Here is a 24,662-nt window from a genome sequence, read left to right as displayed (position 1 = left end):
TGCTCACCCCCTGTGGTCTCGCATGCGCACCAGGGGACGACGTCCTCCGCCCTCACCCGCCTGAACGCCAATGCCGCACGCCTGCTCGGCATACCCCCGACCGGCTACGCGCACCTGCTGGGCATGGCACCCGAGCACCTCAACGACGACCTGTGCCGGCCCCCCGTCGTCACGAGCATCCGCATCGCGGAACTGGCGACCGTCCACGCTCCGTGGACCGAGGTGTCCCTGCTGATGGCACGGCAGTCGGCCATCGGGAGCCTCGGGGTCTGGGACTACCTGATCACCTCCGCGCCCACGCCCCTCGAAGGGATCCGGGACGCCGGGGCCTACCTCGCCACCGTCCTCGACACCAGCACGGACGACCTGCGCATCGCCGAGGACGGGGACCGTGTCGTCCTCAGCCACCTCAACCGGGCCGACCTGGCCCACGAGGCGGCCTGCGCCGTCCGCGCCTGCGCGCTCGGCCTGTACCTGCGCCGCCTGGGCGAAGCCGCGCAGCGGCGCCTCGTCCCCCTCCGCGTGACGCTGGCCGCCGAGGCACCCCGCCGGCACGACGCGCTGATCGAGCTCTACGGCACCCGCAGCATCGAGTTCGAGGCCCCGGTCAGCTCCCTCACCTTCCGCACCGCCGACCTGACCGCTCCGGCGCCGCACGCCCAGCCCGGGCTGTCGGCCGTGCTGCGGCGGCACGCCGACCAGACCCTCGCCACCGCGGTCCCGCTGCGCGACTGGCTGGACCTGTTCCGCGGCGCCCTGGCCTCCGTCCAGGACGAAGCCGCCCCGGCCCTGGCCACCGTGGCGCGGCGGATGGCGCTCAGCCCGCGGACCCTCCAGCGCCGCCTCGACGAACACGGCACCACGTGGAGCGCCGAGGTCGAGACGGTGCGCCGGGACCGGATCTCGCGGCTGCTGCACACCACCGACCTGAGCATCGAGGCGATCGCCGCGCGCAGCGGCTACTCCGACGCCCGCGCCCTGCGCCGGGCCGTCCAGCGCTGGTACGGGACCACACCCGCGGCCCTGCGCCGTGTCGTGCCCGATCGGTGAGGCCCCCGGGTCAGCGGTTCAGGCGGCGCGTCCAGTCCTCCGGCACCCGGCCGGCCGGCCCGGGGGCCGGCTGGTCCACGGGGTGGTCGCCGGGCGGGGCCAGCTGGGGCCCGGACTCGTACATCTCGTCGCCGTCGTAGTCCCAGAACCACTGCTCGCCCGGCTCGAAGCTCTGCACCAGCGGGTGGCCGGTGGCCTTCCAGTGGGCGGTGGCGTGCTGTGCGGGCGAGGAGTCGCAGCAGCCGACGTGGCCGCACTGGGCGCAGCGGCGCAGGTGGAACCACCAGCCGCCCACCGCGTCGCAGTCGGCGCAGCCGGTGCCGGTCGGCGGGACGCTCGGGTCGATTCCCTTGATGTCGCTCATGCGGGCTCCTCGGCCGTCTCGGTTGCGGACAGGGGCAGCAGTACCTGGAAGCGGGTGTCGCCCGGGGCGGACTCGACCTGGAGGCTGCCGTGGTGTTTGTTGACGACGATCCGCCAGGAGATGTCCAGGCCCAGGCCGGTGCCCTCGCCGACCGGCTTGGTGGTGAAGAAGGGATCGAAGATGCGGCTGCGGATGTCGGCCGGGATGCCGGGGCCGGTGTCGCGGAACTCCACCAGCAGCCGCTCCCCCTCCCGCGCCGTGCGGACGGTCAGGGTGCCGTCGCCGCCGGTGCTCCCGATGGCGAAGACGGCGTTGTCGATGAGGTTGGTCCACACCTGGTTGAGCTCCGCCGGGTAGGCGGGCACGTCCGGCAGGGAGCGGTCGTAGTCCTTGACCACCCGCACCCGGGAGCCGATCTTGCCGGAGAGCATCAGCAGGGTGCTGTCGAGGAGTTCGTGGACGTCGACGACCCGGTGGGGGGCCCGGTCGAGCTGCGAGTACTGCTTGGCGGCGTCGACGAGGTGGGAGATGCGGGTGGTGGAGTCGTCGATCTCGTCCATCAACAGCTCTGTCTCGACCGAATAGTTGAGCCAGCCGATGGCTCCCGGGAGGATGTCGTCGGCCACGGCCGCCGCGACCTGGTCCAGCCAGTCCACGTCCAGTCCGGCCTGGACGAAGGTCGGTGCGATGCGCCAGCCCTCCGCGATGCCGTGGTCCTCTAGCCAGTCGGCGAGCTCGTCCTCCCGGTCGGACGCCTCCAGCGGACTGAGCGCCGTCGCCTTCGCGACGCGTTCCACCGTGCGTTCCTGGACCTCGATGAGGTCGGCGATCGCCTCGCGGGAGTAGTCGCCCTGGGCGATGACGGCCAGCTTGTGCCGCATCTTGCCGACGCGTTCGCGCAGGGTCGCGGTGGCCCGGACGGCCGCCGCGGCCGGGTTGTTGAGCTCGTGGGTGAGGCCGGCGGACAACGACCCCAGGGCCAGGAGCCGTTCGCGCTGCCCGATGGCCCGCTGGGTGTTCTTCGCGCCGAAGAAGAGCCCCTCCAGCAGGTGCGCGGCCATCGGGAACCACTGCTGCATGAAGTCCGAGAACGCCTGCCCGGGCAGCACGAAGAACCGGGTCGGCTCGGTCACCCGCATCGAGTTCGTGTACGTCTGGGGCACCCGGTCGCCCAGGTAGGCCTGCATGGCCCCCGCGTACACCCCGCGCTGCGAGGTCCGGCTCACCTCGACGTCGTCGCCGCCGACCCGGCGGGACAGGACGACGGTGCCCTCGATCATCACGTAGAAGCAGGTCGCCGGGTCGCCCTCGGTGTACACGGGGCCCGCTTCGAAGCACTCCACCCGGCCCTCGGCGCACAGCTGTCCGAGCTGCTGCGGGGTGAGCTTTTCGAACAGGAACAGCGAGGCGATCTCCTGCGGGTCGCAGTGCACGTACGTTCCGCTCATGACTGCTCCAGGTAGCGGTGGACGAGCATCACGGCCATGGCTCCCTCTCCGACCGCGGAGGCCACGCGCTTCGCGGACTGGGCGCGCGCGTCGCCCGCGACGAACACGCCGGGGATGTTGGTCTCCAGGTGGTAGGGCGGCCGGTCCAGCGGCCACTCGGCGGGCGGCCGCCCGTCGGGCGTGAGGTCGGGGCCGGCCAGGATGAAGCCGCGGTCGTCGCGCAGCACCGTGCCGTCCAGCCAGTCGGTCAGCGGGGCCGCGCCGATGAAGACGAACATCCACTGCGCGTCGACGAGTTCCGTCTCGCCGGTGTCGACGTCCCGCAGGGCCAGCTGCTCCAGGTGCTCCTCGCCGTGGGCCGACTCGACGACGGTCCGGGTCCGCACCGAGATGTTCGGTGCCTCCTCGATCTGCTGGATCAGGTAGTACGACATCGACGCCGTCAGGGACTGCCCGCGCACCAGCAGCGTCACCGACTTGGCCCCCCGGGAGAGGTACATGGCCGCCTGGCCGGCGGAGTTGGCGCCGCCCACGATGTACACGTCCTGGCCCTGGCAGGAGGCGGCCTCGGTGAGCGAGGAGCCGTAGTACACGCCGCGGCCGGTCAGGTCGTCGCAGCCCGGCGCCAGGAGCTGCCGGTAGGACACGCCCGTCGCCAGGATGACGCTGTGCGCGGCGACGGACGAGCCGTCGGAGAAGCGGACGACGCGTGCGGGGCCGTTGGCCTCCAGTCCCGTGACCTCGCGCGCGGTGAGGATCTCGGCGCCGAACCGGCCGGCCTGGCGGCGGGCGCGTTCGGTGAGCTGGGCACCGGACACGCCGTCGGGGAAGCCGAGGTAGTTCTCGATGCGGGAGCTCTGCCCGGCCTGTCCGCCGGTCGCCGACCGCTCGACCAGTACGGTCCGCAGTCCCTCGGAGGCCCCGTAGACGGCCGCGCCGAGCCCGGCCGGGCCGCCGCCGATCACGACCAGGTCGTAGAAGTCGGCGGCGGGTGTCGTCGCGAGCCCGACGTGGGCGGCGAGGTCGGCCGCCTCGGGCTCGATCAGCACGGTGCATTCGGGGGTGACGACCAGGGGCAGCCGCTGTCCGTCGGCCCCGGCGGCCTCCAGCAGCCGCCGTCCCTCGGGCTCGTCGGAGGAGTACCAGCGGTACGGCACCTGGTTGCGGGCCAGGAACTCCCGTACCTGCGAGGAGCGCGCCGACCAGCGGTGCCCGACGACCTTGGTGGCGGGGACCGGCCGGTAGTCGCTGGAGCGCCAGGCCGTGAGCAGGTCGTCCACGACCGGGTAGAGCTTCTCCTCGGGCGGGTCCCAGGGTTTGAGCAGGTAGTGGTCGAGGTCGACGACGTTGATCGCGTCGATCGCCGCGCCGGTGTCGGCGTAGGCGGTCAGCAGCACGCGCCGCGCGCCGGGGTACACGTTCAGGGCCTGTTCGAGGAACTCGATGCCGTTCATCTGCGGCATCCGGTAGTCGGCCAGGATCACCGCCACCAGGTCGCCCCGCAGCTTCAGCTCGCGCAGTGCCTCCAGCGCGGACTCGCCGGACTCGGCGCGCACGATCCGGTACCCGGCCCCGTAGTGGCGCCGCAGGTCGCGGGCGACGGCGCGGGAGACCCCGGGATCGTCGTCCACGGTCAGGATGACGGTCCGCGCTGGTTCGGCGGCCTGTGCCATACGTCTCCCACGAGCGGCCCGGTCGGGCGGCGCGGCGAGCCGTCCGCGCCGGTTCCCGCCCATCGTATGTTCGGTCGACCGGATCCGCTCCGCTTCGCCACGGAGCGTACGCCCCCGGTGCACGCCGAGCGTCCGCCCGCCGGATCGCCCCGGCGGGCGGACGAGGGTTTCGGGCCGGAGGGCCGCAGTCACCCGACCGTGTGATCGGCGCGGCCCGCACGGCGCCGGTACGGCAGGCTGGTCGGATGCAGCTGCGCCGGGCCCTGCCCCTGACACTTGCCGCGATCGTCATGGCCTCCGGATGCGTGACGGTGCGTCCCGCCCCCGCACCGGAGGCACCGCAGCCGGCGCCCGCGCCGGCCGGGAAGGCCGGGCGGCAGCCGCGTGAACCCACGGCTGCCGCCCGGCCGTTGGTGCGGCTGCCGGCGGTGGGGGCCGCGGAAGCCGCGCCGGAGACGACCGGTCCCGTGCCCGTGCCGGCGTCGGAGCCCCGCCGGGCGGCCGGCGGCCTGGCACCGCACCGGCCGGCGCTCCCGCCGCGCAGGGCCAGGGCCAAGACCCCCAGGGCCGCGCAACCGGCGAAACGGGCGGAGCCCGCGCCCCGGGCGAAGGCCCGCCGGCAGTCGGCGGCAGCGGCGAAGTCCCGCCCCGCACCCGGACGTTCGTACGACATGGCGCCCTTGTGCGAGGCGGCCAAGGGCACGGTGTCGCCGGCCATCGTGGCTCTCTGCCGCTGAATTGGGTGGATCCGCCCGCTGCCGGATACCTACAGTGACGACTGACCCCGTCGTCGAGCCGGAGCGGATCATGCGCACCCACTATCCCCGCACGCCCCACCTGCCCTGGTCGCCCGGGGCGTCGGCGGACGACGTACGCGCCGTCGGACTGGCCGGGCTGACCGGTCGCGAGGTCGTGGTCACCGAGAAGCTCGACGGGGAGAACACCACCCTGTACGCGGACGGCCTGCACGCCCGCTCGCTCGACTCCGGGCACCACCCTTCCCGGGCCTGGGTCAAGGGTCTCCAGGGACGGATCGGCCCCGGCATTCCGGCCGGGTGGCGGGTGTGCGGCGAGAACCTCTACGCCCGGCACTCGATCCCGTACGACGACCTGGACAGCTGGTTCTACGGGTTCTCGGTGTGGGACGGGGAGCACTGCCTCGACTGGGACCGGACCGTACCGTTCCTGCGGGGCCTGGGGGTGCCCGCCCCGCGGGTGCTGTGGCGCGGCACCTTCGACGAGCGCGCGCTGCGCAAGCTGAAGCTCGACACCGCCCGGCAGGAGGGCTACGTCGTGCGCACGGCCGCCGGTTTCTCCCGTGCTGACTTCGGGCGGTGCGTGGCCAAGTGGGTGCGGGGCGGCCACGTGCAGACCGACACGCACTGGATGTACGCGCAGGTCGTGCCCAACGGGCTCGGTCCGGCGGCCCCGTTGTGGGCGGTGCGCTCGGGTGCCGAGCCCGACGCCGCGGCCCTGTCGGCCGCAGTGGGCGCGGACGCGGACGGGGAGGCGGACACGAAGACGGACGGGGACGGCGCCGCGGACGGGGACCGGGACGCGGTCGCCGAGGCGGCCGCCCGGATCGACGCGTCGGGGCGGACCGGCGACGACCGGCTGGCCGGGGTGCTCGCCGCCGTGCTGCGCCGCGCACCGCGTGCCCGGGTCGCCGCTCGGCTCGCGGCGGGGCCGGCCGGGATGGCCCTCGCGCGGCGGGTCGGCGACCTGCTGGGGCTGTACCCGTACCTGCAGCAGCCGTTCCCCGACGCGGACCGGCGGGCCGGGCTCGTACGGATGGCCGCCGCGGCCGACCTGGGGGTGCTGCACGCGCTCGCCGGGGCGCTGGCCGACGGCCCGGAGGCGCGGGAGTACGTCGACTGGTCCGCGCTGTGGGCCGAGGAGGCGGGGCTGCTCGGCGGCCCCGATCCGCTGGAGTCGCTGCGCGCCGCGCTGCGCGAGCCCCTCGCCGGGCTGGACGCGGCCGCGGCCGACCGCTGCTGGGCGCAGGCCCGGCGCGCGTTCGCGCACGGCCGGATCTCCGGATCCTCGGTGGAGGAGGCGGTGGCGGCCACGTGGCAGTGGCGCGACGGATCGTTTCCCCGGCTGGTGCAGCTGTGCGGGCCCTCCGGCAGCGGGAAGAGCACCTTCGGCCGTGGGCTGCCCGGGGTCGACACGTACATCGCTCTCGACGACCTGCGCACCGCCCGGGGTTCGCGTACGGACCAGCGGGCCAACGCGGAGGTGCTGGGCGAGGGCCTGGAGCGGCTCGACGCCGCCCTGGCCCGCGGCGGGACGGTCGTGTGGGACGCCACCTCGCTCACCGACCAGCAGCGCGGGCTGGCCGGTTCGGTGGCGCGCCGCCGCGACGCGCTGGTCACGCACGCCGTGGTGCTGGTCGGGGAGGCCGAGCTGGTGCGCCGCAACGGCGTGCGCCCGCATCCGGTGCCGCCGCAGGTGCTGACCTCGCAGCTGCACCGGTTCAGCCCGCCGTACGCGGGCCAGGCGCACCGTACGTGGTACGTCGGCGCGGGCGGGCACGTGGAGGACACGGCGGGCGCCCTCGCGCCCGGCACGGTGACGGCGGGCGGAGGCAGCGGCGATGCGCACCAGTGAGCAGCTCTACCACCAGGTCCGCTGGGACCCCCGGTTCGATCCGGCGCGGTTCGTCCTCGGCCTGCTCCAGCGCGGGGCGGCGCCCAAGCGGGTGCCGCTGCCCTCCTTCGTGCCGGGCGGGGACATCCCCTGGCACCGGGTGCTGTTCGTCGAGGCCGACGGTGAGCTGGTGTGGGACCGGGCCACCGGCGTGGACCTGATCGACGTGACGGCGGCGGGCCGGGTCCGTGACCCGCGCCTGCTGCGGGCCCCGTTCTTCACCGCCCGGACCCCGTACGCGTGGGATCCCGCGGACGGCGGCGCCTGGCGTCCCGCGCAGGCCGGCCCCGTGGACGCGGCGGCGGCACCGTCCTCGGTGCGGCTGCTGACCTGGAACACGCTCTGGGACCGCTACGACGCCCCGCGCATCGCCACCGCCCGGCGCAGGCCGCTCCTGCTGGACGACCTGGCCGCCGCGGACGCCGACGTCATCGCGCTGCAGGAGGTCGAGCCGGAGCTGCTCGGCATGCTGCTGGCGGCGCCGTGGGTGCGGGCCGGGTACACCCTGGGCACGGATCCGGGCGGCCGGGACGTCGCCGAGTGCGGGCTGCTGGTGCTGAGCCGGCTGCCGGTGCGGGAGGCGGGCCTGCACATGTTCCGCGCGCACAAGGCGGTCACGGCCGTGACGGTGGACACCGCGGCCGGACCGCTGGTCGTCGCCGCCACCCACCTGACCAGCGACCACACCGAGAACGGGCACGAGCGGCGGGAGGCCGAACTGGCCCGGCTGGCGGAGGGGCTGGGCGGCGTCGAAGCCGGTGTGGCCCTGCTGGGCGACTTCAACGACGGCCGGCACGGGGCCGAGGGGCCCGCGCCCGCGCTCGGCATGCGGGACGCCTGGTGCGAGGTGCACGGGGCGGCGGACGCCACGCCGACCTTCGACCCCGTGGTCAATCCGCTGGCCGCGGTGGGTTCGCTGACGGGCCGTGCGGGCCGGCTGGACCGGATCCTGCTGGGTTCCGCCCCGGCCCGGGTGACGCGGGCGGCGCTGCGCGGCGACTCCCCCGCTCCCGACGGCCTGTTCGTCTCGGACCACTTCGGGGTGGAGGCGACGGTGGACTTCGGTCCCCTCGGTGCGGGGCCGGCGCGGCTCGACGTGCCGGCGACGGTGCGGACGGCGGTGGCGTGGCTGCCGCCGCGCCTGCCGGACGCGGTACGGGAACTGCGCCGCGCACACGACCCGGCGGACGGTCGCTGGCCCGCGCACGTGAACCTGCTCTTCGGCTTCGTGCCGGAGTCCTCCTTCGCCGAAGCCGTCCCGCTGCTGGCCGAAGTGGCCGCCGGGACCGCGCCGTTCGAGGCCCGGCTGGAGGGCGTGCACAGCTTCGGGCACCGCGAGGAGGCCACGCTCTGGCTGGACCCGGCGGCGGCCGGTGAGGCGCCGTGGCAGGGCCTGCGGAGCGCGCTGACGGAGCGGTTCCCCGGATGCAGGGGGCGTTCCGGCGAGTACCGCGGCTACACCCCGCACCTGACGCTGGGGCGCAGTGGCGACCCGCAGCGGGCGGCCCGGGAGTTCGCGGCGCGCCTGGGTGGGGCGGTGTCCGCGCGGGTGGGGGAACTCGCCGTGCTGTCGCGGCGCGGGGACGGCCCGATGCGGGTCCGGGCGACGGTGGCCCTGGGCACGGGCGAGGTGCGCTGGGCGCCCGAAACCCCGGCCGAAGCCCGGCCCGAAGCCCGGCCCGAGGCCCGGTCCGGTGCCCTGCCGGACTCCCTGCCAGACGCCCTGCCGTGGCCCGGGGACGATCACGCCGGGTCCGTCGCCGCGCGCATCGGCGCCGCGCTGCCCGGCGCACGGGTGCATGTGGCCGGCTCGCGCCGGATGGGCTGCGAGCTGCCGGGGGCCGATCTGGACCTGGTGGCGGCGGTCCCGGGTCCGGCCGACACCGCCCGGGTCGGCGACCTGGTCGCGGCCGCGCTGCCGCAGGCCCGGGGCCTGCGCGAGGTGCCGGGGGCCCGGGTGCCGGGCCTGCGCCTCCGTGTCGGGGCGCTGTCCGTGGACCTGGTGGTGGTCCCGACCGGCGAGCTGGATCCGGCGCGGGCGGTGACGCGGCGGGCGGAGCTGGGTGAGGCGGCCGCCGTCGCGCTGAGCGCGGTGAGCGACGCCGACGCCGTACGGGAGGCGGTGGGTGCGGAGCATGCCGCGTTCGCCGGGCTCGCGCGGCGGGTGAAGGCGTGGGCGCGGGCCAGGGGGCTGGACTCGGCGCCGTTCGGGGGCCTGCCGGGAGTGGCCTGGTCGGTCCTCGCGGCGCGCACGGTCCGTGAGGCGGGCGCGCTGCCACCGGACGCCCTGGTGCGGGAGTTCTTCGGCCGATGGGCCGCCTGGGACTGGCGCGACCCGGTCGCGCTGATGGATCGGGCGCCGGCCCGGGGGACGGATCCGGTCACGGTCCTCACCCCGTCGGAGCCGGTGCGCAGTTGCACCGCCCAGGTGACACCGGGCCTGCGGGACCTGCTGGTGCAGGAGCTGTACGGGGCCTGGGAGCTGCTGGAGTCGGGGCGCGGTGCGGACGTACTGGCTGCGGCCGCGCCGGCGCCGCACCGGCGGCACGCCGCCTGGGCGGTGGTGACCGTACGGGCGGCCGAGGAGGAGTACGAGGAGGTACGGGGCCGGGTGCGCGGGCGGCTGCGGGCGCTGCTCGGCGCTCTGGAGGAGGCCGGCGTCACCGACGCGCACGCCTGGCCCCGCCCGTTCGAGTCCGCGCCGGGCCTCGCCCGGTACGCGATCGGCCTGGGGGCCGCGCCGCCGGACGCGGCGCGGCTGGCCGTGGCGGCCGGCCACTGGGGGGCCGGCCTGCGGGGGGTCGAGGTGTCCTGGGCGGCGGGCGGTGAGGTACCGGACCTGGGCGCCTGAGCCGCCGCCCGGCCGGCGGGACAGCGGGGCCGAGGGTCAGACCTCGATGATGATCTTTCCGGCGGTGTGGCCGCCCTGGCTGAGCTCGAAGGCGGCCGCCAGCTCGGCCAGCGGGAAGGTCTTGGCGACGGGCACCTTCAGTCGGCCGCTGTCGGCGAGGCGGCCCAGTTCGGCCAGGTCGCTGCCGACGGGGCGGACCCACATCCACTCGCCGCCGGATCCGAGGACGCTGGGGTCGGCGATGGACGCGTGCCGGCCGTCGTCGTGGAGGACCTCGCGCGTGACTCCGCCGACCCCGCCGACGAAGTCCGCGACGACGGTGGGACCGTCGGGCACGAGGGCGCGGACGCGGTCGGCGAGCCCGTCGCCGTATTCGACGGGCTCGGCGCCGAGTTCACGCACCCGGTCGTGGTTGCGGGGGGACGCCGTGCCGATGACGCGGGCGCCCAGCGCGCGGGCGATCTGCACGCCGAGGGAGCCTACGCCGCCGGCGGCGCCGTGGATGAGGACGGTGTCGTCCTTGCCGGTGCCCAGGCGGGTGAGCAGCTGGTAGGCGGTGAGCCCGGCGAGCGGGAGCCCGGCGGCCTCGGCCCAGCTCAGCGAGGCCGGCTTGTGCGCGAGGGCGCGTACGGGCACGGTGACGAACTCGGCGAAGGTCCCGCCGTGCACGTAGTCCTTGCGGGCGTAGGCGATGACCTCGTCGCCCTCGGCGTACTCGGGGACGTCGATGCCGACCTTCTCCACCGTGCCGGCTACGTCCCAGCCGGGCACGACGGGGTAGACGACGTCCATCAGGGGGTCGAGGCCGCCCGCCATGATCTTCCAGTCGACGGGATTGACGGCGGCGCACTTCACCCGGACGAGGACCTCGCCGGGGCCGAGCTTGGGCAGCGGCAGCCGCCTCTCGGAGAGCACCTCCGTCCCGCCGTACGTCTCGTACGCCATCGCCCGCATGGTTTCCTGGCTGCCCCGGCCCGACTCGGACATGTCCCCGACCTCTCCGTGTGCTGATGGAATCCGCCTGCGCTCCATCCCACCACGCACACGGCGCCCCGGCCGGTCGGACACGACCGGCCGGTCACTCGTACTCGGTGCCGCCCTTGCGGGTCAGGTAGGCCGGGCTGACCGCCTTGGCGATGGCGCGGCCGCCCACGACCGGGCTGTACCGCTCGGACGCCGGGCGGATGACCACGCCCTCGCGCAGGTGCACGGCGCGCCCGGACACCGTCTCGCGGCCGCTCGCGTGCTCCAGCACCGTGTCCAGGTCGTACGGGCCCTCGTACAGCCGTGGCACCAGCGGGAGTTCGCCGTCCGGCAGGACGGTGGACGGGTCCAGCCAGCGGACCTGTCCGTCGATCTCGGCGCAGACGTCGAAGACGGCGTATCCGGGCGGCGTGTCGGCGGTGCGCACGTCGGTTCCGTAGGCCAGGTCCTGGACGCCCGCGCCGTACACCTCGGCGAAGATCCCGATCCGGGTCGCGCCGAGACGGTCGGCCAGCGCCTCGGCGACGGCCGGTACACCGTGGCCCCGCACCGCGCGCCAGTAGAGGTTGCGCTCGTCCTCCTTGAGGGCGAGTCCCTTGGCGCCGAAGCCCTTGGAGGAGACGATGGAGCGTCCGCCCTCGACGACGTACGTGTACAGGCTGGCCGTTCCGTGGAGCTTCTCGGTGAGGACGACGGGCTCGCCGGGCTCGAAGATGTGCGGATAGCGCTGGAGGTTCTCGATGTCCACCCACGGCATCAGGTCGGCGGCGGCCTCGACGTCGCCGCTCATGGTGGTGGGGATGGGCGGGGCCCATTTGGTGATGCCGAGCACCTCGGCGAAGTCCGTGCCCTCCTTGGCCGCCCGTACGAGGTCGACGTCGGCCAGCGCGCGGGGCCGGCACACCAGGCCCTGCGAGAGTTCGCCGCGCAGCCGGACCGCCTTGACCCGGTCGGCGGAGCCGCCGGCGAGCCGCCCCGTCAGGCCCAGCTCCTCGATCAGGCCGGCGGGCAGTACGGCCTGTTCGGGTATGTAGAGCGCGAAGTCACCGGTGCGGTAGGCGCCCTTGGCGATCACGGCGCGGTAGAGGCCCACCTGGGCCAGTTCCAACGCGTCGGCGTTCGGGTGTTCGTGGACGGTCAGCTCTTCGGCGGTGACGCGCAAGGTCGACATGGTGGAGCTCCAACGGGTCGTCATGGACGGGACCGACACGCGGACTTGCGGCCGCCAAGCCGTGCGGCGCATCGGTGACGCCACTCTCCGTCTCGGCATTTGCGCTGGTCCAGCGATTATCCCGGTGCTAGCCTGCCGCACCGTGCGACGCGAAGGGCGCCCGCACGCGCCCGTTCCACGTCCGCGTCCCACAGGAGGTCCACATGTCACGTCGTCCGGTCACCGTCGTCACCGGCGGCAGCAGGGGCATCGGCGCGGCGACCTGTCTGCGGCTGGCCGCCGACGGGCACGATCTGGTGCTGGGTTACGTCCGCGACGAGGCGTCGGCTGACGCCGTCGCCGGGCGGGTACGGGCTGCCGGGGCCCGGTGCGTGACCGTGCGGGTCGACACCGCCGAGGAGTGCGCGGTCGAGCGGCTCTTCGACATCGCCGGCGCCGAACTCGGCACGGTGACGGGCCTGGTCAACAACGCCGGGGTGACGGGGCCGCTGGGTCCGCTCGCCGACGCCCGGACCGAGGACCTGCGCCGGGTGGTCGAGGTGAACCTCCTCGGGTACCTGCTGTGCTGCCGCCGGGCCGCCCGGGACATGGCGGAGTCGGGGGGCGGGGCGATCGTGAACGTCTCGTCGGCGGCCGCGACCCTGGGCAGCCCCGGGGAGTACGTGCACTACGCGGCGACCAAGGCGGCCACCGACGCGCTGACCGTGGGGCTCTCCAAGGAACTCGGTCCGCACGGGATCCGGGTGAACGCCGTGGCGCCCGGCACCATCGAGACCGACATGCACGCCGCCATGGGCGACCCCGACCGCCCGGCGCGCATCGGGGCCGGGACCCCGCTGCGGCGGCCCGGCCGGCCCGAGGAGATCGCCGGGGCGATCTCCTGGCTCCTGTCGCCGGACGCCTCCTACACGACGGGAACCGTGCTGCGGGTCGCGGGCGGCCGCTGAACCGTGGGGGCGGGACTTTGGGACACCCCCTAGCCCATGGCCGCCTGGGTGTTCGGGCCGTAGACGCCCTGGGGGTCGCCCTTGATGGACCGGTCGCGCTGGAGCTGGCCGACACCGCGCTTGGTCTGGCCGTCGTAGACGCCGGTGACGGAGACGTACGTGAACCCCTGGCCGTAGAGCATCTCCTGGAGGGCCCGTACCTCGGGCCCGCTGTCGCCCATGCGCAGGGTCACGTACGCCTTCGACGGCCGCGGCGCCGACGCGCTCGGGGTGGTGGGCGTTTTCGCTCCGGCGCTCGCGGGCGCGTCGGTGGCCGAGGCCCGGGCCGACGGGTCGGCGGGCCGGACGGACGGCGTGGGACGGGGAGATTCGCTACCGGTGTCCGCGCCGCGGGCCGGGAGCGCCGGCACGGACAGGTCGGCCGGCGCCTCGGCCCGGGGCGGCTGCGGGTCGGGCCCGGTCAGCAGCAGTACGAGGGCGCCGGCGGCCGCGAGCGCGAGCACGGTGACCACGGTCAGCGGGAGCCGGCTGCGGCGGCCGGCCCCGCCGGAATGCCTGGCTTCGCGAGTGGCGGGCACGCTCACCGGTGCGGCAGCCGCGGCGTTCGTGCCGTGCACCGTGCCGTACACCGTGCCGTGCGCGGTGCCGTCCGCCGGGCCGTCCGCCGGGCCGGGGAAGGCGAAGGGCCCGCTCTGCGGCCAGGGCGGAGCGGCCGCTCGGGGCGGCGGGCCCGAGGGGGCGACGTACGGGCGCACGAACAGGGCGTCGTCGGGGGCGACGAGCCCGCTCTCATCAGGATCCTGGGACATGGCGGTCTCCCGGCGGGGACAGGGGCCGGCGCGGCGGTGCGGTGCCGGCCCCCGCCCGGCCGGTCAGGCTCTGCGCCGCCGGGCGGCGGGAGCCTGGGCCGCGCCGGCGCCGTGAGCGCCGGGCGTGCCGAGTGCCGGAGAGCCGCCGATCGCGGGCGGGGCGAGCGGTGAGCGAACCGGTATGGACATGTGCGGTATCTCCGGGGTGCGGCTCGAACTGTGGTTCTTGATCGGGCGCACTCTCGCCGTCCGGCACGGGCCGGGTCAAGCCGGATGTCCGATCTGCTCCGGTCCACCCGGTCTGTCGGGTGCGATCCGTCAGCCGAGGCGGTCGGGGCGGCGGCGGATCGCCGTGGCCCGGACGGTGACGGCGGACAGGAGCATCAGGGCGGCTCCGCCGAGCGGGGCGGCGGGGGCGGAGATGCCGTCGACCGCGAGGCCGCCGAACAGCGCTCCGGCCGCTATCGCGAGGTTGAACACGGCCACCATGAGCGAGGTGGCCGCCTCCGTCGCGGCCGGGGCCGCTTTGATCATCCAGCCCTGCACGCTCACCGAGACCCCTCCGTAGGCGAGTCCCCAGGCGAGCAGCAGCGTCGACCCCGCGACCGGCCCCGGCAGCACCGCGATGAGCGCGAGGATCACGGCGAGGGCGGCGCTGATGACGAGCAGCGTCCGGTACGCGTCGCGCGCCCCGGCCAGGAAGTTGCCCGCGACGCCCGCGACGCCGTAGCCGAGCAGCAGGGTGCTGACGAACCCGGCGTCGATGCCGGAGACGTCCTGGAGGATGGGCCGTACGAACGTGTAGGCGGCGAACTGCCCGGTCACCACGAGGAAGGTGACGACGACCCCGGCGCGGACGGCACGGTTCTCGCGGAGCAGCGCGGGCAGTTCGGGGAAGGCGATGTGCCGGGACGGCGGCAGCGGGGGCAGCAGCAGGACCAGGGCGGTCAGCGTGACGAGGCCGAGGGCGCCGACCGCGGCGAAGGCGGTGCGCCAGCCTCCGAGTTCACCGAGGAGGGTTCCGGCGGGGACTCCGAGCACGGAGGCGGTGGGCACGCCCCCGAAGACGAGCGCGGTGGCCCGGCCGACGTGGCGTTCGGGGACGAGCCGGACCGCGAGTCCGCCGGCGACGGCCCAGAACCCGCCGACGCCGACGCCGACGAGCAGGCGCGCCGCGAGGACGACCGCGAAGCCCGGGGCGACGGCGGCGGCGAGGTTGGCGGCGGCCGTCAGGGCGATGAGCACGCACAGGACGAGGCGCCGGTCGAGGCGGCCGGCTCCGACGGTGACCAGCGGCGCGCAGAACCCGGCGACCAGCCCGGGCACGGTGACCATCAGCCCGGCGGTCCCGTCGGACACCCCGAGGTCGGCCCCGACGGGGGTGAGCAGGCCGACGGGCAGCAGCTCGGAGGTGATGAGGCAGAAGATGCCGAGGGCGACCGCGCACACCGCCGCCCAGCCCTTCCAGGGGGCGGGGCCGGGCGCGGGGGCGGTTGCGCGGCCCGGTCCGGCGCCGGGCCGACCGGGTATGGACCCCGCGGCGGGGGGCGGTGCGGATTCGGACGGTCTTCCGGACCCGGGGGACGGCGCGGGACTGCCGGGCGCGGCGGATGCTGTCATGGATCGGTACTCCGTACGGGTCGATCGGCGGGCAGGACCAGGGGGTGTCCGGGCGCCGGAGGTCGCGCCTCCCCCGCCGCCCGTACGTGCGGGCCAATCTCCCACACGCCGCGGCCGTTCCCGTCGGCGGCCGGTGTCACCCGGACGCGTGAGGCGGGGAGCGGAACGCGGCGGGCCGTACGGCAAGGTGGTCGGATGCAGTTACGCCGGGCCCTGCCCCTCTCCCTCGTCGCGCTCCTCGCGAGCGCAGGCTGTGTCTCCGTCGGCCCGCAGGACCCGGCTGCGGCCTCGGCCCCGTCACCTGTACGGGGATCCGTTCCGTCGGCCGACGCAGCCGTGCGGCCCGCACGGCCGGGGCTGCCCCTGGGGGAACTGCCCGCGGCCGCCCCGCCCGGGCCGGCCCCGGCCGCCGGCCGGGAACCGGGCGCGGATCCGGAGCGGGCTCCGGCCCCGGCCGCACCCCGTGAGCGGGCGCACGCGAAGCAGGCCGCCCCGCCCCGGCGGACGCGGCTGCCCGGGTCCGCGACCGCCCATACGCGCCGGCGCCCGGCGCAGCCGCCCCGCGTGGACGAGCTGTGCGCGGCCGCCGACGGGGTCGTACCGCCGTCCATCGTCGACCTGTGCCTGCGGCAGTACGGCCGCTGACCTCACCCGCCGTGGACGCGCCCCCGGGGGCGCGTCCGGGAGCCGCAGGCGCGGGCGCAGCGGCGGGCCGTGTCGCGGCGGGCGGTGCGCAGCCGGTGCAGGGTGGTGTGGCCGCGCCGCTTCCACTCGCCCCGCGGCAGCGCGGCCCGCTGGCCGCCACCCGCGATGAGGGCGTTGACGGGGGTCATCGGGTCGGCGGCCATCGCCTTGGCGAACAGGACGCCGACCACGAGCGGGACCAGGGCCACGGCCAGGGCCGAGCCGGCGGTGGTCACGTGCTGCATGCGCGGGCGGACGGTCGCGCTGCGCGGGGCGTCGTAGGTCATGGCCCCATTCGACCAGCGGCGGCGCTCCGGGGAATCGGGGCGGATACTCAGGCCGTTGGGCGTGAGGTACTCAGACGGGCGGGTGGTGGGGTGATGACGGACCCGGGGCGGGGCTTCGAACCGGCGACCGGCGACGGCGTGGAGGCGCCGTCCGGGCGGCGGGAGGCGGAGCTGCGGACCGCGTACGAGGGGCTGCTGCAGATCCGCCGTCTGGTGAACGGCCCGGCGGGCGCGGCGGTTCCCGCGCCGTGGGAGGTGCGGCAGCTGCCACGCGCGGTGGCCCTCGTACTGGAGGCGGCGGGGATCCCGCCGTCGGCGCTGGACGCGGAGGGTCGCCGTACGCGCACGGGCTACCGCGTGGCCGCCTCCGGGTCCGGGCCCGCGGCGGGGGCGGGGCACGTGGAGGTGACCTGGGTCGGGCCGCCGGGCGGTGGCGCGGCGGAGGAGGAGCAGGAGCGGCTGACGGCCTGCGCGGCCGTGCTGGAGGAGCTGGGCTGGGTGTGCCTGCTGTACCGGGGCCCGCGCCGGCGCCGGTTCCTGGAGGTGGAGCCCCCGCGCTGACGTGGCGTCGGCCGGGGCGTAATCCGGTGGCCGGGGACCCCGGCGCACGGCGAGACTGGCGCGATGGGCATGCTCGAAGCGCAGGCGGACCGTGTCGGTCGCGGCGAGACCGTGGAGTTCCGGCCGACCGGCGGGTCGATGACGCCGCTGGTGCACAGCCGGCAGAAGGTCCGGGTCGCGCCGGCCGATCCGGCGCTGGTGGAGGTCGGCGACATCGTCCTGGCGCGCGTGGCGGGCACGGTCCACCTGCACCTCGTCTCCGCGCTGGACGGCCCGCGCCGGCGCGTGCAGATCAGCAACAACCACGGCCGTGTCAACGGCTGGACCGGCCACGACCGGGTGCTGGGGATCTGTGTGGCCGTGGACGACGTACCCCGGCCGGGGGCGGCGGCGAAGGTGCGCCGGGCCCCGGTCCGGCCGGCCGCCCTGGCCACCGCGCGCCTGGACCTGTTGCCGCTGCTGCCGGAGCACGCCGACGAGATGGGCCCCGTCCTCGCCGACCCGGCCCTGCACGCCTTCACCGGCGGCGCGCCCCTGTCGCGGGAGGCGCTGCGCGCCCGTTACGAGCGCCTGGCCGCCGGCTCCCCCGACCCGGCGGTGGTGTGGGCCAACTGGGTCCTGCGCCTGCGCGGGCCGGGAAGGCTCGTGGGGACCGTCCAGGCCACGATCGTCCCGGGGGACGGCCTCGCCGAACTGGCCTGGGTCGTCGGTGTCCCCTGGCAGGGCCACGGTTTCGCCTCGGAGGCGGCCCGTGCGCTGGCGGGCTGGCTGGAGGGGCTCCCCGTCGAGCGCCTGGTCGCCCATGTCCATCCCGACCACGCCGCGTCGGCCGCGGTGGCGAGGGCGTGCGGGCTCCGCCCGACCGGACACCGCCGGGACGGCGAGGTCCGGTGGCAGTCCCCCGGCGTCCGGGACGGCGCTCACGCGTAGCGTTCGGCGAGGGCCCTCACCGTTTCGGCGAGGGCGCGGCGCAGCCCGGGCGGGCCGAGCACCTCGGCCTCCGTGCCCAGACGGAGGAGGTCGCCGACGGCGACGGCCTCGGACTCGACCGCGACGCCGACCCGGACCCAGCCGTCCGCGTCCGGCGGGCCGGCGTCGGCGAGGGCCCGGGTGCCCGCCGCCCCGAACTGCATGGGCAGCAGCAGCCGGCCGCGCGGGGAGAGGCGCAGCTGCGCGGTCTGCCGGTGGAGGGCGGCGTCCAGCCGTCTGGTGGACTCCTGCCAGTAAGCGGCGAGTTCGAATCCGGCGGGCCGTTCGAAGCCCTCCTCGGCGGTGTCCACCGCGAGGAACCGGGCGACGCGGTAGGTCCGTACGGCGTCCTCCTCGACGCCGGCGACCAGATACCAGATGCCGCTTTTGAGGACGAGGCCCAGCGGATGGAGCTCGCGACGCACCTCGCCGTGCCAACGGCGGTAGTGGGCGTGCAGGACGCGCTGGTCCCAGACGGCCCGGGCGATCCGGGCGAGGTGCGGGACGGGATCGGCGTCGCGGAACCAGGCGGTGGCGTCGAGGTGGAAGCGGTCCTGGATCTGCCGGGCCCGGCCGGCGAGCTGGGCGGGGAGTGCGGCCTGGAGCTTCAGCTGGGCGGCGGCCAGGTCGGCGCCGAGCCCGAGGTCCTGCGCGGGTCCGGGGGCTCCGGCCAGGAAGAGCGAGCCGGCCTGGGTGTCGGTGAGGCCGGTGAGGCGGGTGCGGTAACCGTCGGCGAGCCGGTAGCCGCCCGCCGGGCCGCGGTCGGCGATGACGGGGACGCCCGAGGCGCCGAGCGCGTCGATGTCCCGGTAGACGGTGCGTACGGACACCTCCAGCTCTGCGGCGAGCTCGGGGGCGGTCGTCCGGCCGCGGTTCTGGAGGAGCAGGAGGAGGGAGAGGAGCCGGTCGGCGCGCATGGGTGCCATTGTCGCCGTACCTGACAGAAGGTGTCAGGTACGGCTGCCAGCCTGGGTCGCGGAACACCGGGCGGAGGGACCGTCCGGCCCGCCGAGAGGACCTTCATGCCCACGCCCGTAGAGACCCGTGGCCGCTTCACCTTCGCCGACTGGGAGGAGAATCCCGTCGCAGCGTCGGCGGCGGCCCCTCGGCTCGCGCACGCCCGCGTCGCCAACACCTTCACCGGCGGTGTCGAGGCGGCCGGCACCAGCTGTGACTACACGATCGCCTACACCGGTGAGAACACCGGGAGTTACAGCGGTATGGAGCTGCTGTCGGGCAGTGTCGACGGCCGCAGGGGCAGCTTCGTGCTGGAGGAGCGCGGCACCTTCGACGCGGGCGGCACCGTCTGCCGTTTCGAGGTGGTACCCGGATCCGGCACCGGGGACCTCGTGGGCCTGACGGGCTCGGGCGGTTTCACCCACCGCCACGGGGACACCTCCGTCGAGTACGCCTTCACCTACGCCCTGGCCTGAGCCGGCCTGATCCGAAAAGACACGGCCGAGGGGCGCGGACCCCAGTGGTCCGCGCCCCTCGGCATCCGGTCGGCCTCAGCTCACGGCGCGCCGAAGGTGAGCGTCAGCTGCGGCGTGCCCTCGTTGGCCTGGGCCTCGGAGGACCACAGCCACAGGGCGTCCGTGCCGGAGCTGCTCAGCGCCAGGGCGAGGCTGCCGCCGAGCGCCCCCGCGACGGATCCCGTCGTCAGCGTGGCGGTGTGGACCGCCGAGCCGTCCGGGATCCCCGGGTAGCCGCCGAGGGCCGGACCGCCCAGGGCGGGGCGGTTGTTGTACGTCGTCCCGCCTTCGCTCCACGAGCCGGTGACCGGGACGACCGAGACGGTGTCCGTCGTGCCGGCGCCGCTCGTCGTGCTCGTCTTCACGCTGAGCGTGGCGGACTTCAGCACCGTGCCGGCGGGCGCCGCCGGCAGGTCGAAGCGCAGGTAGCTCGCGTAGAAGGAGGTGCCGCGCACCGCGAGCGAGGAGGAGGTGCCGTAGTTGGTCGCGGGGGCGCCCGCGTTGGCGTAGGTGTCCTCCGCGGCGGTGACCTGGACCACCGAGTCGGCCGGGGCGGTGGCCAGCGCGTAGTGGTTCTGCACCTGCGCCGCGCTCAGGACGGTCGGGTAGACGGCGCTCTCGTCGAGCTGTCCCGCCCACATCTCGCTGGTCGGGCGGTCGGGCCAGCCGCCGAGGCTGTCGCCGCCCGCGTGCCAGTAGCCGGAGTAGTTCTCGTGCGTGGTGACGGCGAGGGTGCCGCGCTGGACGCCGTCCACGTAGAGGGTCATGCCGCCGGGGCCCTGGGTCGCGACGACGTGGTGCCACTGGTTGTCGTTGTACGCGCTGCTGGTGGTGATGGTGCGGGTGACTCCGGTGTAGGCGCCGAACACCACCCCGCCGTCATTGGTCATGTAGATGTGCTTGTCGTACTGATAGCTGCCGCGGTCCTGGTTGCTCCCGAAACCGAAGAGTTTGCCGCCGCGGGTGGTGTTCGTCTTGAACCAGGTCTCGACGGTGTAGGCGCTGCCCACCGTCTGCCGCTTGTCCGCGTAGATCCGGGAGTCCGTGCCGTTGAAGCCGATCGCCGTGCTCGCGCCGGAGACCGCGCCGGGTGTCTGGCGCAGGGCGGGGGCGTTCATGTGCACGCCGTTCTGGTTCCCGCCGGCCGAGGAGTCCGCGGCGTAGGGCAGGACCGCGTCGTCGTACCGCCAGTAGAGCTGGGCCCCGTCGGCGCGGACCTGGCTCGGATAGCTCTCGGTGCCGGTCGGGACCGTCACACCGGCCGTGGCGGACGGGGCGCTGGTGTTGCCGGCCGCGTCGGTGGCCGTCATCCGGTAGGTGTACGACTGGCCCGCCGCGACGGTGGTGTCGGTCCAGGAGACCTGCGGGCGTTTGAAGAAGAGCGAGTCGGCCGTGACCGTGGCGATCGGCGTGGCCGCGCCGTTGCGGTAGATCCGGTAGGTCAGCGCGCTGTCGTCGAGGTCGAGGCTGGAGCGCCAGCGCACCTGGACCTCGCCCGGCTTGAAGCTCGCCGCGCTCGCCACGGGAACGGTGGGCGCGCCGGTGTCGCCGGTGGAGGCGAAGCGCGTCAGGCCCTGCTGCGCCGCGCCGTTGACCGTGGTGAACTCACCGCCCACCCACAGGTACTGCACCCCGTTCTTCGAACCGACCGTCATCACGCGGGGGCCGATGCCCTCGCCGATGCCGTCGTTGGTGTCGGGGGACCAGCCCAGCTTGCCGATGCCGGTGGTCGGCTGGGCGAGCAGGTGGTGGCGCTGGCCGTCGGGGAACTCCCCCATGGCGGCGCAGTCGTGCGCGTGCGAGGCGCTGTAGAGGACGTTCTGGTACGGCAGGACGGCCTGGGTGGCGCCCAGGCAGGTGTCGCGCCAGCGCTGGCCGAAGCCCGGGAGGTCTAGCGCGATCCGGCCGTCGAAGACGCCGCCGCCGGTGCCCTCGTTGGCGGTGTAGAAGCCGGTCGCGTCGGTCGCGATGTCCTTGACGACGGAGTTGGTCTCGATGAAGCCGGGGTAGGACTTGGTGAGCGCGCCGCTCGTGGCGTCGACGACGGCCAGGGCGTGGCTGTTCGTGCCGTTGACGGTGAAGAAGTCCCCGCCGAGGACCACGTTCTCGCCGTCGGGGGTGACCTCGACGGCGCGGCCGGGCTCGTCGGCGTCGGCGGTGAAGGGCTTGAGCGCCCCGTCGGCGGCGCCGACGGCGGCGAACCTCTGGCGCGGCTGGCCCGCGACGGTGAGGAAGTCGCCGCCCGCGTAGACCGTGTCGCCGGTGACGGCGAGGGCGCGGACGGTGGCCGCGAAGGCCGGGCGGAATGACGTCTTCACGGTGCAGCTCGCCACGTCGATGGCGGCGAGGCTGGAGACCGCCGTGCCGTTGACCGCGCCGAAGTACCCGCCGGCGTAGAGGGTCGACTTGTCCGGTGAGAGGGCGAGCGCCCGGACCGTCGCGGTGCCGGACGCGATGGTGAAGGACAGTTTGCAGGAGGTCGGCGCGCCCGTGGCGGCGTCCAGCGCCACGAAGTTCACGGCCTGCTGTTCGCTGCCGCCGCCGCCCGCGGGCGGACGCACGGTGGAGAAGGTGCCGCCGGCGAAGACCTGTCCGCCGGCCTCGGCGAGGGCCCATACGACGCCGTTGGGCTGCCAGGTGGACAGCGGGTCGGCGGTGAAGGCCACGGGCGGGGTGAGTGCCGCCGCCTGCGGGGCGAGGGCGATGCCCAGCCCTGCTCCGGCTCCGGTCAGGGACAGGGCGAGAGAGACCGCCAGCCCACGGGATCTGCGCATGAACCCCCCAGTTCGGTGTGCGGTGCGACCGCGGGGTACGGTCGGCGGGTCATGGCCGGAAACCGCCGTACATACATACGTCAGCGACCATGCTTACGGCGCACCCTAGAGCGAATCCGCGATCGGTTCACCCCTCTTGACGCATCGGATGCCGAACCTGACGGGGTTTCGCTCGGACGTGCATGCGCTCCCCCTGGCGCCCGAACAGGCTCAGGATCTCCACGGGACGCCCGTCGGCACTGGTGAACCAGTGCGGCAGCCGTGTGTCGAACTCGGCCACCTCCCCGGGGCCCAGGACCAGGTCGTGCTCGGCGAGGACCAGCCGCAGCCTGCCGTCCAGCACGTACAGCCACTCGTACCCCTCGTGCGTGCGCGGGTCCGGCTCGGCGCCCCGGTCGGGGATCAGCATCTTGAACGCCTGGAGCGGGCCGGGACTGCGGGTCAGCGGTACGACCGTGCCGCCGCCCGACATGCTGCGGGGCGTCAGCCGCACCCGGGGATCGCCGACCTCGGGAGCCCCGACGAGGTCGTCCAGGGGAACGCGGTAGGCGCCGGCGAGCGGCAGCAGCAGTTCCAGGCTGGGACGGCGCTGTCCGGACTCCAGCCTGGACAGGGTGCTCTTCGAGATGCCGGTCGCCTCGGAGAGCGCGGCGAGGGTGAGACCGCTCTGGGCGCGCAGCCGCCGCAGGCGCGGGGCCACCTGGTCGAGGACCGCCTGGTGGGACGGTGGTTTTTCCATGCGGCCATTCCATCTCGGCGTCCCGGAATCGGCAACAAGGTTTGCCGTCGGAGCCCGGCGGGCCGGACCCTGCCCGCATGACGTCACCCAGAGCCTCCGGCCCCGGAGCCGGCCCCGAACCCGCAGCCGTCCCACCGACCGCCGCCCGGACGACCGCCGCCCGGACGACCACCGTCCCACCGACCGCCGCCCGGACGACCGCCGCCCGGACGACCACCGTCCGACCGACGGCCGTCCGACCCGCACTCGCCGGGCTGTCACTGTCCATGCTGCTGTCCGCACTGGGCACGAGCATCGCTCCCGCCGCCCTGCCGACCCTGGCGGACGTCTTCTCCGCGCCCTTCCGGTCGGTCCAGTGGGTCGTGCTCGCCCATCTCCTCGCCGTCACCGCCCTCGTGGTCGGGGCGGGACGGCTCGGTGACCTCTTCGGGCGCCGTCGGCTGCTCCTGGCCGGTCTCTCCCTGTTCACCGTCGCCTCGGCCGTGGGCGCGGCCGCGCCCACCCTGTGGCTGCTGATCGCCGCCCGGGCGGCGCAGGGTGTCGGAGCGGCCTTCATGATGGCCCTCACCATGGCGTTCGTCGGGGAGGCGGTCCCGAAGGAGCGGACCGGCCGCGCCATGGGGCTGCTCGGGACGATGTCCGCGGTCGGCACGGCGCTCGGGCCCTCGATGGGCGGCGCCCTGATCGCCGGGTTCGGCTGGCGGGCGGTCTTCGCGGCCCCCGTCCCGCTGGGCGTCGCCGCGCTCCTGCTCGTCGGCCGTCACCTGCCCGCGGACCGGCAGGCCGCCGGGGCGGGACGCGCCCGCTTCGACGTCTCCGGCACGCTGCTGCTGGCCCTGACGCTGGCCGCCTACGCCCTGGCCATGACCCTGGGCCACGGCGGTTTCGGCCCGCTGGACGCGGCGCTGCTCACCGCCGCCGCCCTCGGCGCCGGCCTCTTCGTACGGGCGCAGGCGCGGGCTGCGGCGCCGCTCGTCCCCCGGGCGGTCCTGCGCACCCCCGGCCTGCGCGCGGGCCTCGCCACGAGCGCGCTCGTCTCCACGGTGATGATGACGACGCTGGTGGTCGGGCCCTTCCAGCTCTCCCGCGCGCTCGGGCTCGACGCGACCCTGACCGGGCTCCTGCTGTCGGTCGGCCCGCTGGTGGCCGCCGGGACCGGGGTGCCCGCCGGGCAGCTCGCCGACCGCTTCGGGGCGCCCCGCACGACCGTCCTCGGCCTCGCGGCGATGGCGGCCGGCGCCCTCGCCCTGTCCGTGGCGCCGGCGCGGCTGGGCGCCGTCGGATACGTCGCCCCGCTCGCCGTACTGACCGCCGGGTACGCGGTGTTCCAGACGGCGAACAACACGGCCGTCATGGCGGACGTGGCCCCGGACCGGCGTGGAGTCGTCTCCGGCGCGCTGGGCCTGGCGCGCAATCTGGGCCTCGTCACCGGGGCCTCCGCCATGGGCGCGGTGTTCGCGCTGGGGGGCGGCCACGAGCGACATCGCGACGGCCTCCCCCGCGGCGGTGGCCAGCGGCACCCGGACGACCTTCGCGGTGGCCGCGGCCCTGGTCCTCCTCGCACTCGCCGTCGCGGCGCGCGGCCGTGCCGGGTCCGGCCCTTCGGACGG

20 protein-coding genes and 1 pseudogene are annotated in these 24,662 nt (G+C 75.3%); 10 read left to right on the top strand and 11 right to left on the bottom strand.

The features are described from left to right. Nucleotides 1-12: 12 nt before the first annotated feature. A complete protein-coding gene (locus IG86_RS0106970) occupies nt 13-1,050 on the top strand; it encodes an AraC family transcriptional regulator (RefSeq protein ID WP_030818242.1) in 1,038 nt (345 codons plus the stop codon). Nucleotides 1,051-1,060: 10 nt separating this feature from the next. Here IG86_RS0106970 and IG86_RS0106965 read toward each other — a convergent pair whose 3' ends face one another. Genes IG86_RS0106965 through IG86_RS0106955 form a run of 3 tightly spaced genes read right to left on the bottom strand, consistent with a single transcriptional unit; the run spans nt 1,061 to nt 4,535 of the window. Beyond that, nucleotides 1,061-1,414 carry a UBP-type zinc finger domain-containing protein gene (locus IG86_RS0106965; protein ID WP_030818244.1) on the bottom strand — a complete coding sequence of 118 codons (354 nt, stop codon included), beginning with the start codon at nt 1,412-1,414 and terminating at the stop codon, nt 1,061-1,063. Beyond that, a complete protein-coding gene (locus tag IG86_RS0106960; protein WP_030818246.1) occupies nt 1,411-2,862 on the bottom strand; it encodes an ATP-binding protein in 1,452 nt (483 codons plus the stop codon). Before IG86_RS0106960 ends, IG86_RS0106965 begins: the two co-directional genes overlap by 4 nt. Further along, complete coding sequence (locus IG86_RS0106955; RefSeq protein WP_030895562.1) at nt 2,859-4,535, bottom strand: NAD(P)/FAD-dependent oxidoreductase; 1,677 nt, start codon at nt 4,533-4,535, stop codon at nt 2,859-2,861. The genes IG86_RS0106960 and IG86_RS0106955 overlap by 4 nt, the downstream gene beginning before the upstream one ends. Nucleotides 4,536-4,780: 245 nt before the next feature. Here IG86_RS0106955 and IG86_RS0106950 point away from each other — a divergent pair, with 245 nt between their 5' ends. From IG86_RS0106950 to IG86_RS0106940, 3 genes are all read left to right on the top strand, one after another. Next, on the top strand, nt 4,781-5,272 hold the full coding sequence (locus IG86_RS0106950; protein ID WP_030818251.1) for a hypothetical protein: 492 nt from the start codon (nt 4,781-4,783) through the stop codon (nt 5,270-5,272). 70 nt (nt 5,273-5,342) lie between these two features. Then, nucleotides 5,343-7,145, top strand: coding sequence for an RNA ligase family protein (locus IG86_RS0106945; protein ID WP_030895560.1), 1,803 nt, complete (start codon nt 5,343-5,345; stop codon nt 7,143-7,145). Beyond that, a complete protein-coding gene (locus tag IG86_RS0106940) occupies nt 7,132-10,035 on the top strand; it encodes a poly(A) polymerase (RefSeq protein ID WP_030895557.1) in 2,904 nt (967 codons plus the stop codon). Before IG86_RS0106945 ends, IG86_RS0106940 begins: the two co-directional genes overlap by 14 nt. A 36-nt stretch (nt 10,036-10,071) precedes the next feature. On the opposite strand, the gene IG86_RS0106935 is transcribed toward IG86_RS0106940, so the two are convergent. Both IG86_RS0106935 and IG86_RS0106930 read right to left on the bottom strand, forming a co-directional pair. Further along, nucleotides 10,072-10,989, bottom strand: coding sequence for an NADP-dependent oxidoreductase (locus tag IG86_RS0106935; RefSeq protein ID WP_107051826.1), 918 nt, complete (start codon nt 10,987-10,989; stop codon nt 10,072-10,074). 124 nt (nt 10,990-11,113) lie between these two features. Further along, nucleotides 11,114-12,190: an RNA ligase (ATP) gene (locus IG86_RS0106930; RefSeq protein ID WP_030895555.1), complete on the bottom strand. Its 1,077-nt coding sequence runs from the start codon at nt 12,188-12,190 to the stop codon at nt 11,114-11,116. A gap of 203 nt (nt 12,191-12,393) precedes the next feature. Here IG86_RS0106930 and IG86_RS0106925 point away from each other — a divergent pair, with 203 nt between their 5' ends. After that, a complete protein-coding gene (locus IG86_RS0106925) occupies nt 12,394-13,137 on the top strand; it encodes an SDR family NAD(P)-dependent oxidoreductase (protein WP_030818262.1) in 744 nt (247 codons plus the stop codon). Nucleotides 13,138-13,166: 29 nt separating this feature from the next. Here IG86_RS0106925 and IG86_RS0106920 read toward each other — a convergent pair whose 3' ends face one another. Beyond that, nucleotides 13,167-13,946: a peptidoglycan-binding domain-containing protein gene (locus IG86_RS0106920; protein WP_030818265.1), complete on the bottom strand. Its 780-nt coding sequence runs from the start codon at nt 13,944-13,946 to the stop codon at nt 13,167-13,169. Nucleotides 13,947-14,264: 318 nt separating this feature from the next. Continuing rightward, nucleotides 14,265-15,395, bottom strand: coding sequence for an MFS transporter (locus tag IG86_RS0106915; protein ID WP_234316024.1), 1,131 nt, complete (start codon nt 15,393-15,395; stop codon nt 14,265-14,267). Between the two features lie 366 nt (nt 15,396-15,761). Between IG86_RS0106915 and IG86_RS39730 the strand changes: the two genes are divergently transcribed. Then, nucleotides 15,762-16,211, top strand: coding sequence for a hypothetical protein (locus IG86_RS39730; protein ID WP_157854774.1), 450 nt, complete (start codon nt 15,762-15,764; stop codon nt 16,209-16,211). A 2-nt stretch (nt 16,212-16,213) separates the two neighbouring features. Here the strand turns inward: IG86_RS39730 and IG86_RS38435 are convergent, their stop codons facing one another. Continuing rightward, nucleotides 16,214-16,537, bottom strand: coding sequence for a hypothetical protein (locus IG86_RS38435; RefSeq protein WP_030818272.1), 324 nt, complete (start codon nt 16,535-16,537; stop codon nt 16,214-16,216). A 93-nt stretch (nt 16,538-16,630) separates the two neighbouring features. On the opposite strand from IG86_RS38435, the gene IG86_RS0106900 reads away from it, so the two are divergent. Continuing rightward, nucleotides 16,631-17,098 (top strand): hypothetical protein, encoded by a 468-nt coding sequence (locus IG86_RS0106900; RefSeq protein ID WP_030818274.1) that lies wholly within the window; start codon nt 16,631-16,633, stop codon nt 17,096-17,098. 63 nt (nt 17,099-17,161) lie between these two features. Then, entirely contained in the window at nt 17,162-18,028 is an 867-nt protein-coding gene (locus IG86_RS45295) for a GNAT family N-acetyltransferase (protein WP_078905820.1), read from the top strand. Here the strand turns inward: IG86_RS45295 and IG86_RS0106890 are convergent. Next, entirely contained in the window at nt 18,019-18,984 is a 966-nt protein-coding gene (locus IG86_RS0106890; protein WP_030818277.1) for a helix-turn-helix transcriptional regulator, read from the bottom strand. The two genes, IG86_RS45295 and IG86_RS0106890, sit on opposite strands and share 10 nt — an antisense overlap. Nucleotides 18,985-19,089: 105 nt before the next feature. On the opposite strand from IG86_RS0106890, the gene IG86_RS0106885 reads away from it, so the two are divergent. Beyond that, nucleotides 19,090-19,500 (top strand): DUF3224 domain-containing protein, encoded by a 411-nt coding sequence (locus tag IG86_RS0106885; RefSeq protein ID WP_030818279.1) that lies wholly within the window; start codon nt 19,090-19,092, stop codon nt 19,498-19,500. 80 nt (nt 19,501-19,580) lie between these two features. Here the strand turns inward: IG86_RS0106885 and IG86_RS0106880 are convergent, their stop codons facing one another. After that, entirely contained in the window at nt 19,581-22,313 is a 2,733-nt protein-coding gene (locus IG86_RS0106880) for a DNRLRE domain-containing protein (RefSeq protein ID WP_030895544.1), read from the bottom strand. 127 nt (nt 22,314-22,440) lie between these two features. Beyond that, a complete protein-coding gene (locus IG86_RS0106875; protein ID WP_030895541.1) occupies nt 22,441-23,052 on the bottom strand; it encodes a helix-turn-helix domain-containing protein in 612 nt (203 codons plus the stop codon). A gap of 77 nt (nt 23,053-23,129) precedes the next feature. Between IG86_RS0106875 and IG86_RS44175 the strand changes: the two are divergent. After that, a pseudogene (locus tag IG86_RS44175) lies at nt 23,130-24,425 on the top strand (MFS transporter); the annotation flags it as partial. Nucleotides 24,426-24,662 lie beyond the last annotated feature (237 nt).

This window comes from Streptomyces virginiae (assembly GCF_000720455.1).
In the GTDB taxonomy this organism is placed as follows: domain Bacteria; phylum Actinomycetota; class Actinomycetes; order Streptomycetales; family Streptomycetaceae; genus Streptomyces; species Streptomyces virginiae.
The sequence above is the reverse complement of the archived record's forward strand: the minus strand, read 5'-3'. Positions and strand labels throughout refer to the sequence as shown.

Bases quoted from the DNA above. Each gene is read 5' to 3' on its own strand.
- IG86_RS0106965 (WP_030818244.1), bottom strand. From the start codon at position 1,414: ATGAGCGACATCAAGGGAATCGACCCGAGCGTCCCGCCGACCGGCACC.
- IG86_RS0106960 (WP_030818246.1), bottom strand. From the start codon at position 2,862: ATGAGCGGAACGTACGTGCACTGCGACCCGCAGGAGATCGCCTCGCTG.
- IG86_RS0106955 (WP_030895562.1), bottom strand. From the start codon at position 4,535: ATGGCACAGGCCGCCGAACCAGCGCGGACCGTCATCCTGACCGTGGAC.
- IG86_RS0106950 (WP_030818251.1), top strand. From the start codon at position 4,781: ATGCAGCTGCGCCGGGCCCTGCCCCTGACACTTGCCGCGATCGTCATG.
- IG86_RS0106945 (WP_030895560.1), top strand. From the start codon at position 5,343: ATGCGCACCCACTATCCCCGCACGCCCCACCTGCCCTGGTCGCCCGGG.
- IG86_RS0106940 (WP_030895557.1), top strand. From the start codon at position 7,132: ATGCGCACCAGTGAGCAGCTCTACCACCAGGTCCGCTGGGACCCCCGG.
- IG86_RS0106935 (WP_107051826.1), bottom strand. From the start codon at position 10,989: ATGCGGGCGATGGCGTACGAGACGTACGGCGGGACGGAGGTGCTCTCC.
- IG86_RS0106930 (WP_030895555.1), bottom strand. From the start codon at position 12,190: ATGTCGACCTTGCGCGTCACCGCCGAAGAGCTGACCGTCCACGAACAC.
- IG86_RS0106925 (WP_030818262.1), top strand. From the start codon at position 12,394: ATGTCACGTCGTCCGGTCACCGTCGTCACCGGCGGCAGCAGGGGCATC.
- IG86_RS0106920 (WP_030818265.1), bottom strand. From the start codon at position 13,946: ATGTCCCAGGATCCTGATGAGAGCGGGCTCGTCGCCCCCGACGACGCC.
- IG86_RS39730 (WP_157854774.1), top strand. From the start codon at position 15,762: ATGCAGTTACGCCGGGCCCTGCCCCTCTCCCTCGTCGCGCTCCTCGCG.
- IG86_RS38435 (WP_030818272.1), bottom strand. From the start codon at position 16,537: ATGACCTACGACGCCCCGCGCAGCGCGACCGTCCGCCCGCGCATGCAG.
- IG86_RS0106900 (WP_030818274.1), top strand. From the start codon at position 16,631: ATGACGGACCCGGGGCGGGGCTTCGAACCGGCGACCGGCGACGGCGTG.
- IG86_RS45295 (WP_078905820.1), top strand. From the start codon at position 17,162: ATGGGCATGCTCGAAGCGCAGGCGGACCGTGTCGGTCGCGGCGAGACC.
- IG86_RS0106890 (WP_030818277.1), bottom strand. From the start codon at position 18,984: ATGCGCGCCGACCGGCTCCTCTCCCTCCTCCTGCTCCTCCAGAACCGC.
- IG86_RS0106885 (WP_030818279.1), top strand. From the start codon at position 19,090: ATGCCCACGCCCGTAGAGACCCGTGGCCGCTTCACCTTCGCCGACTGG.
- IG86_RS0106880 (WP_030895544.1), bottom strand. From the start codon at position 22,313: ATGCGCAGATCCCGTGGGCTGGCGGTCTCTCTCGCCCTGTCCCTGACC.
- IG86_RS0106875 (WP_030895541.1), bottom strand. From the start codon at position 23,052: ATGGAAAAACCACCGTCCCACCAGGCGGTCCTCGACCAGGTGGCCCCG.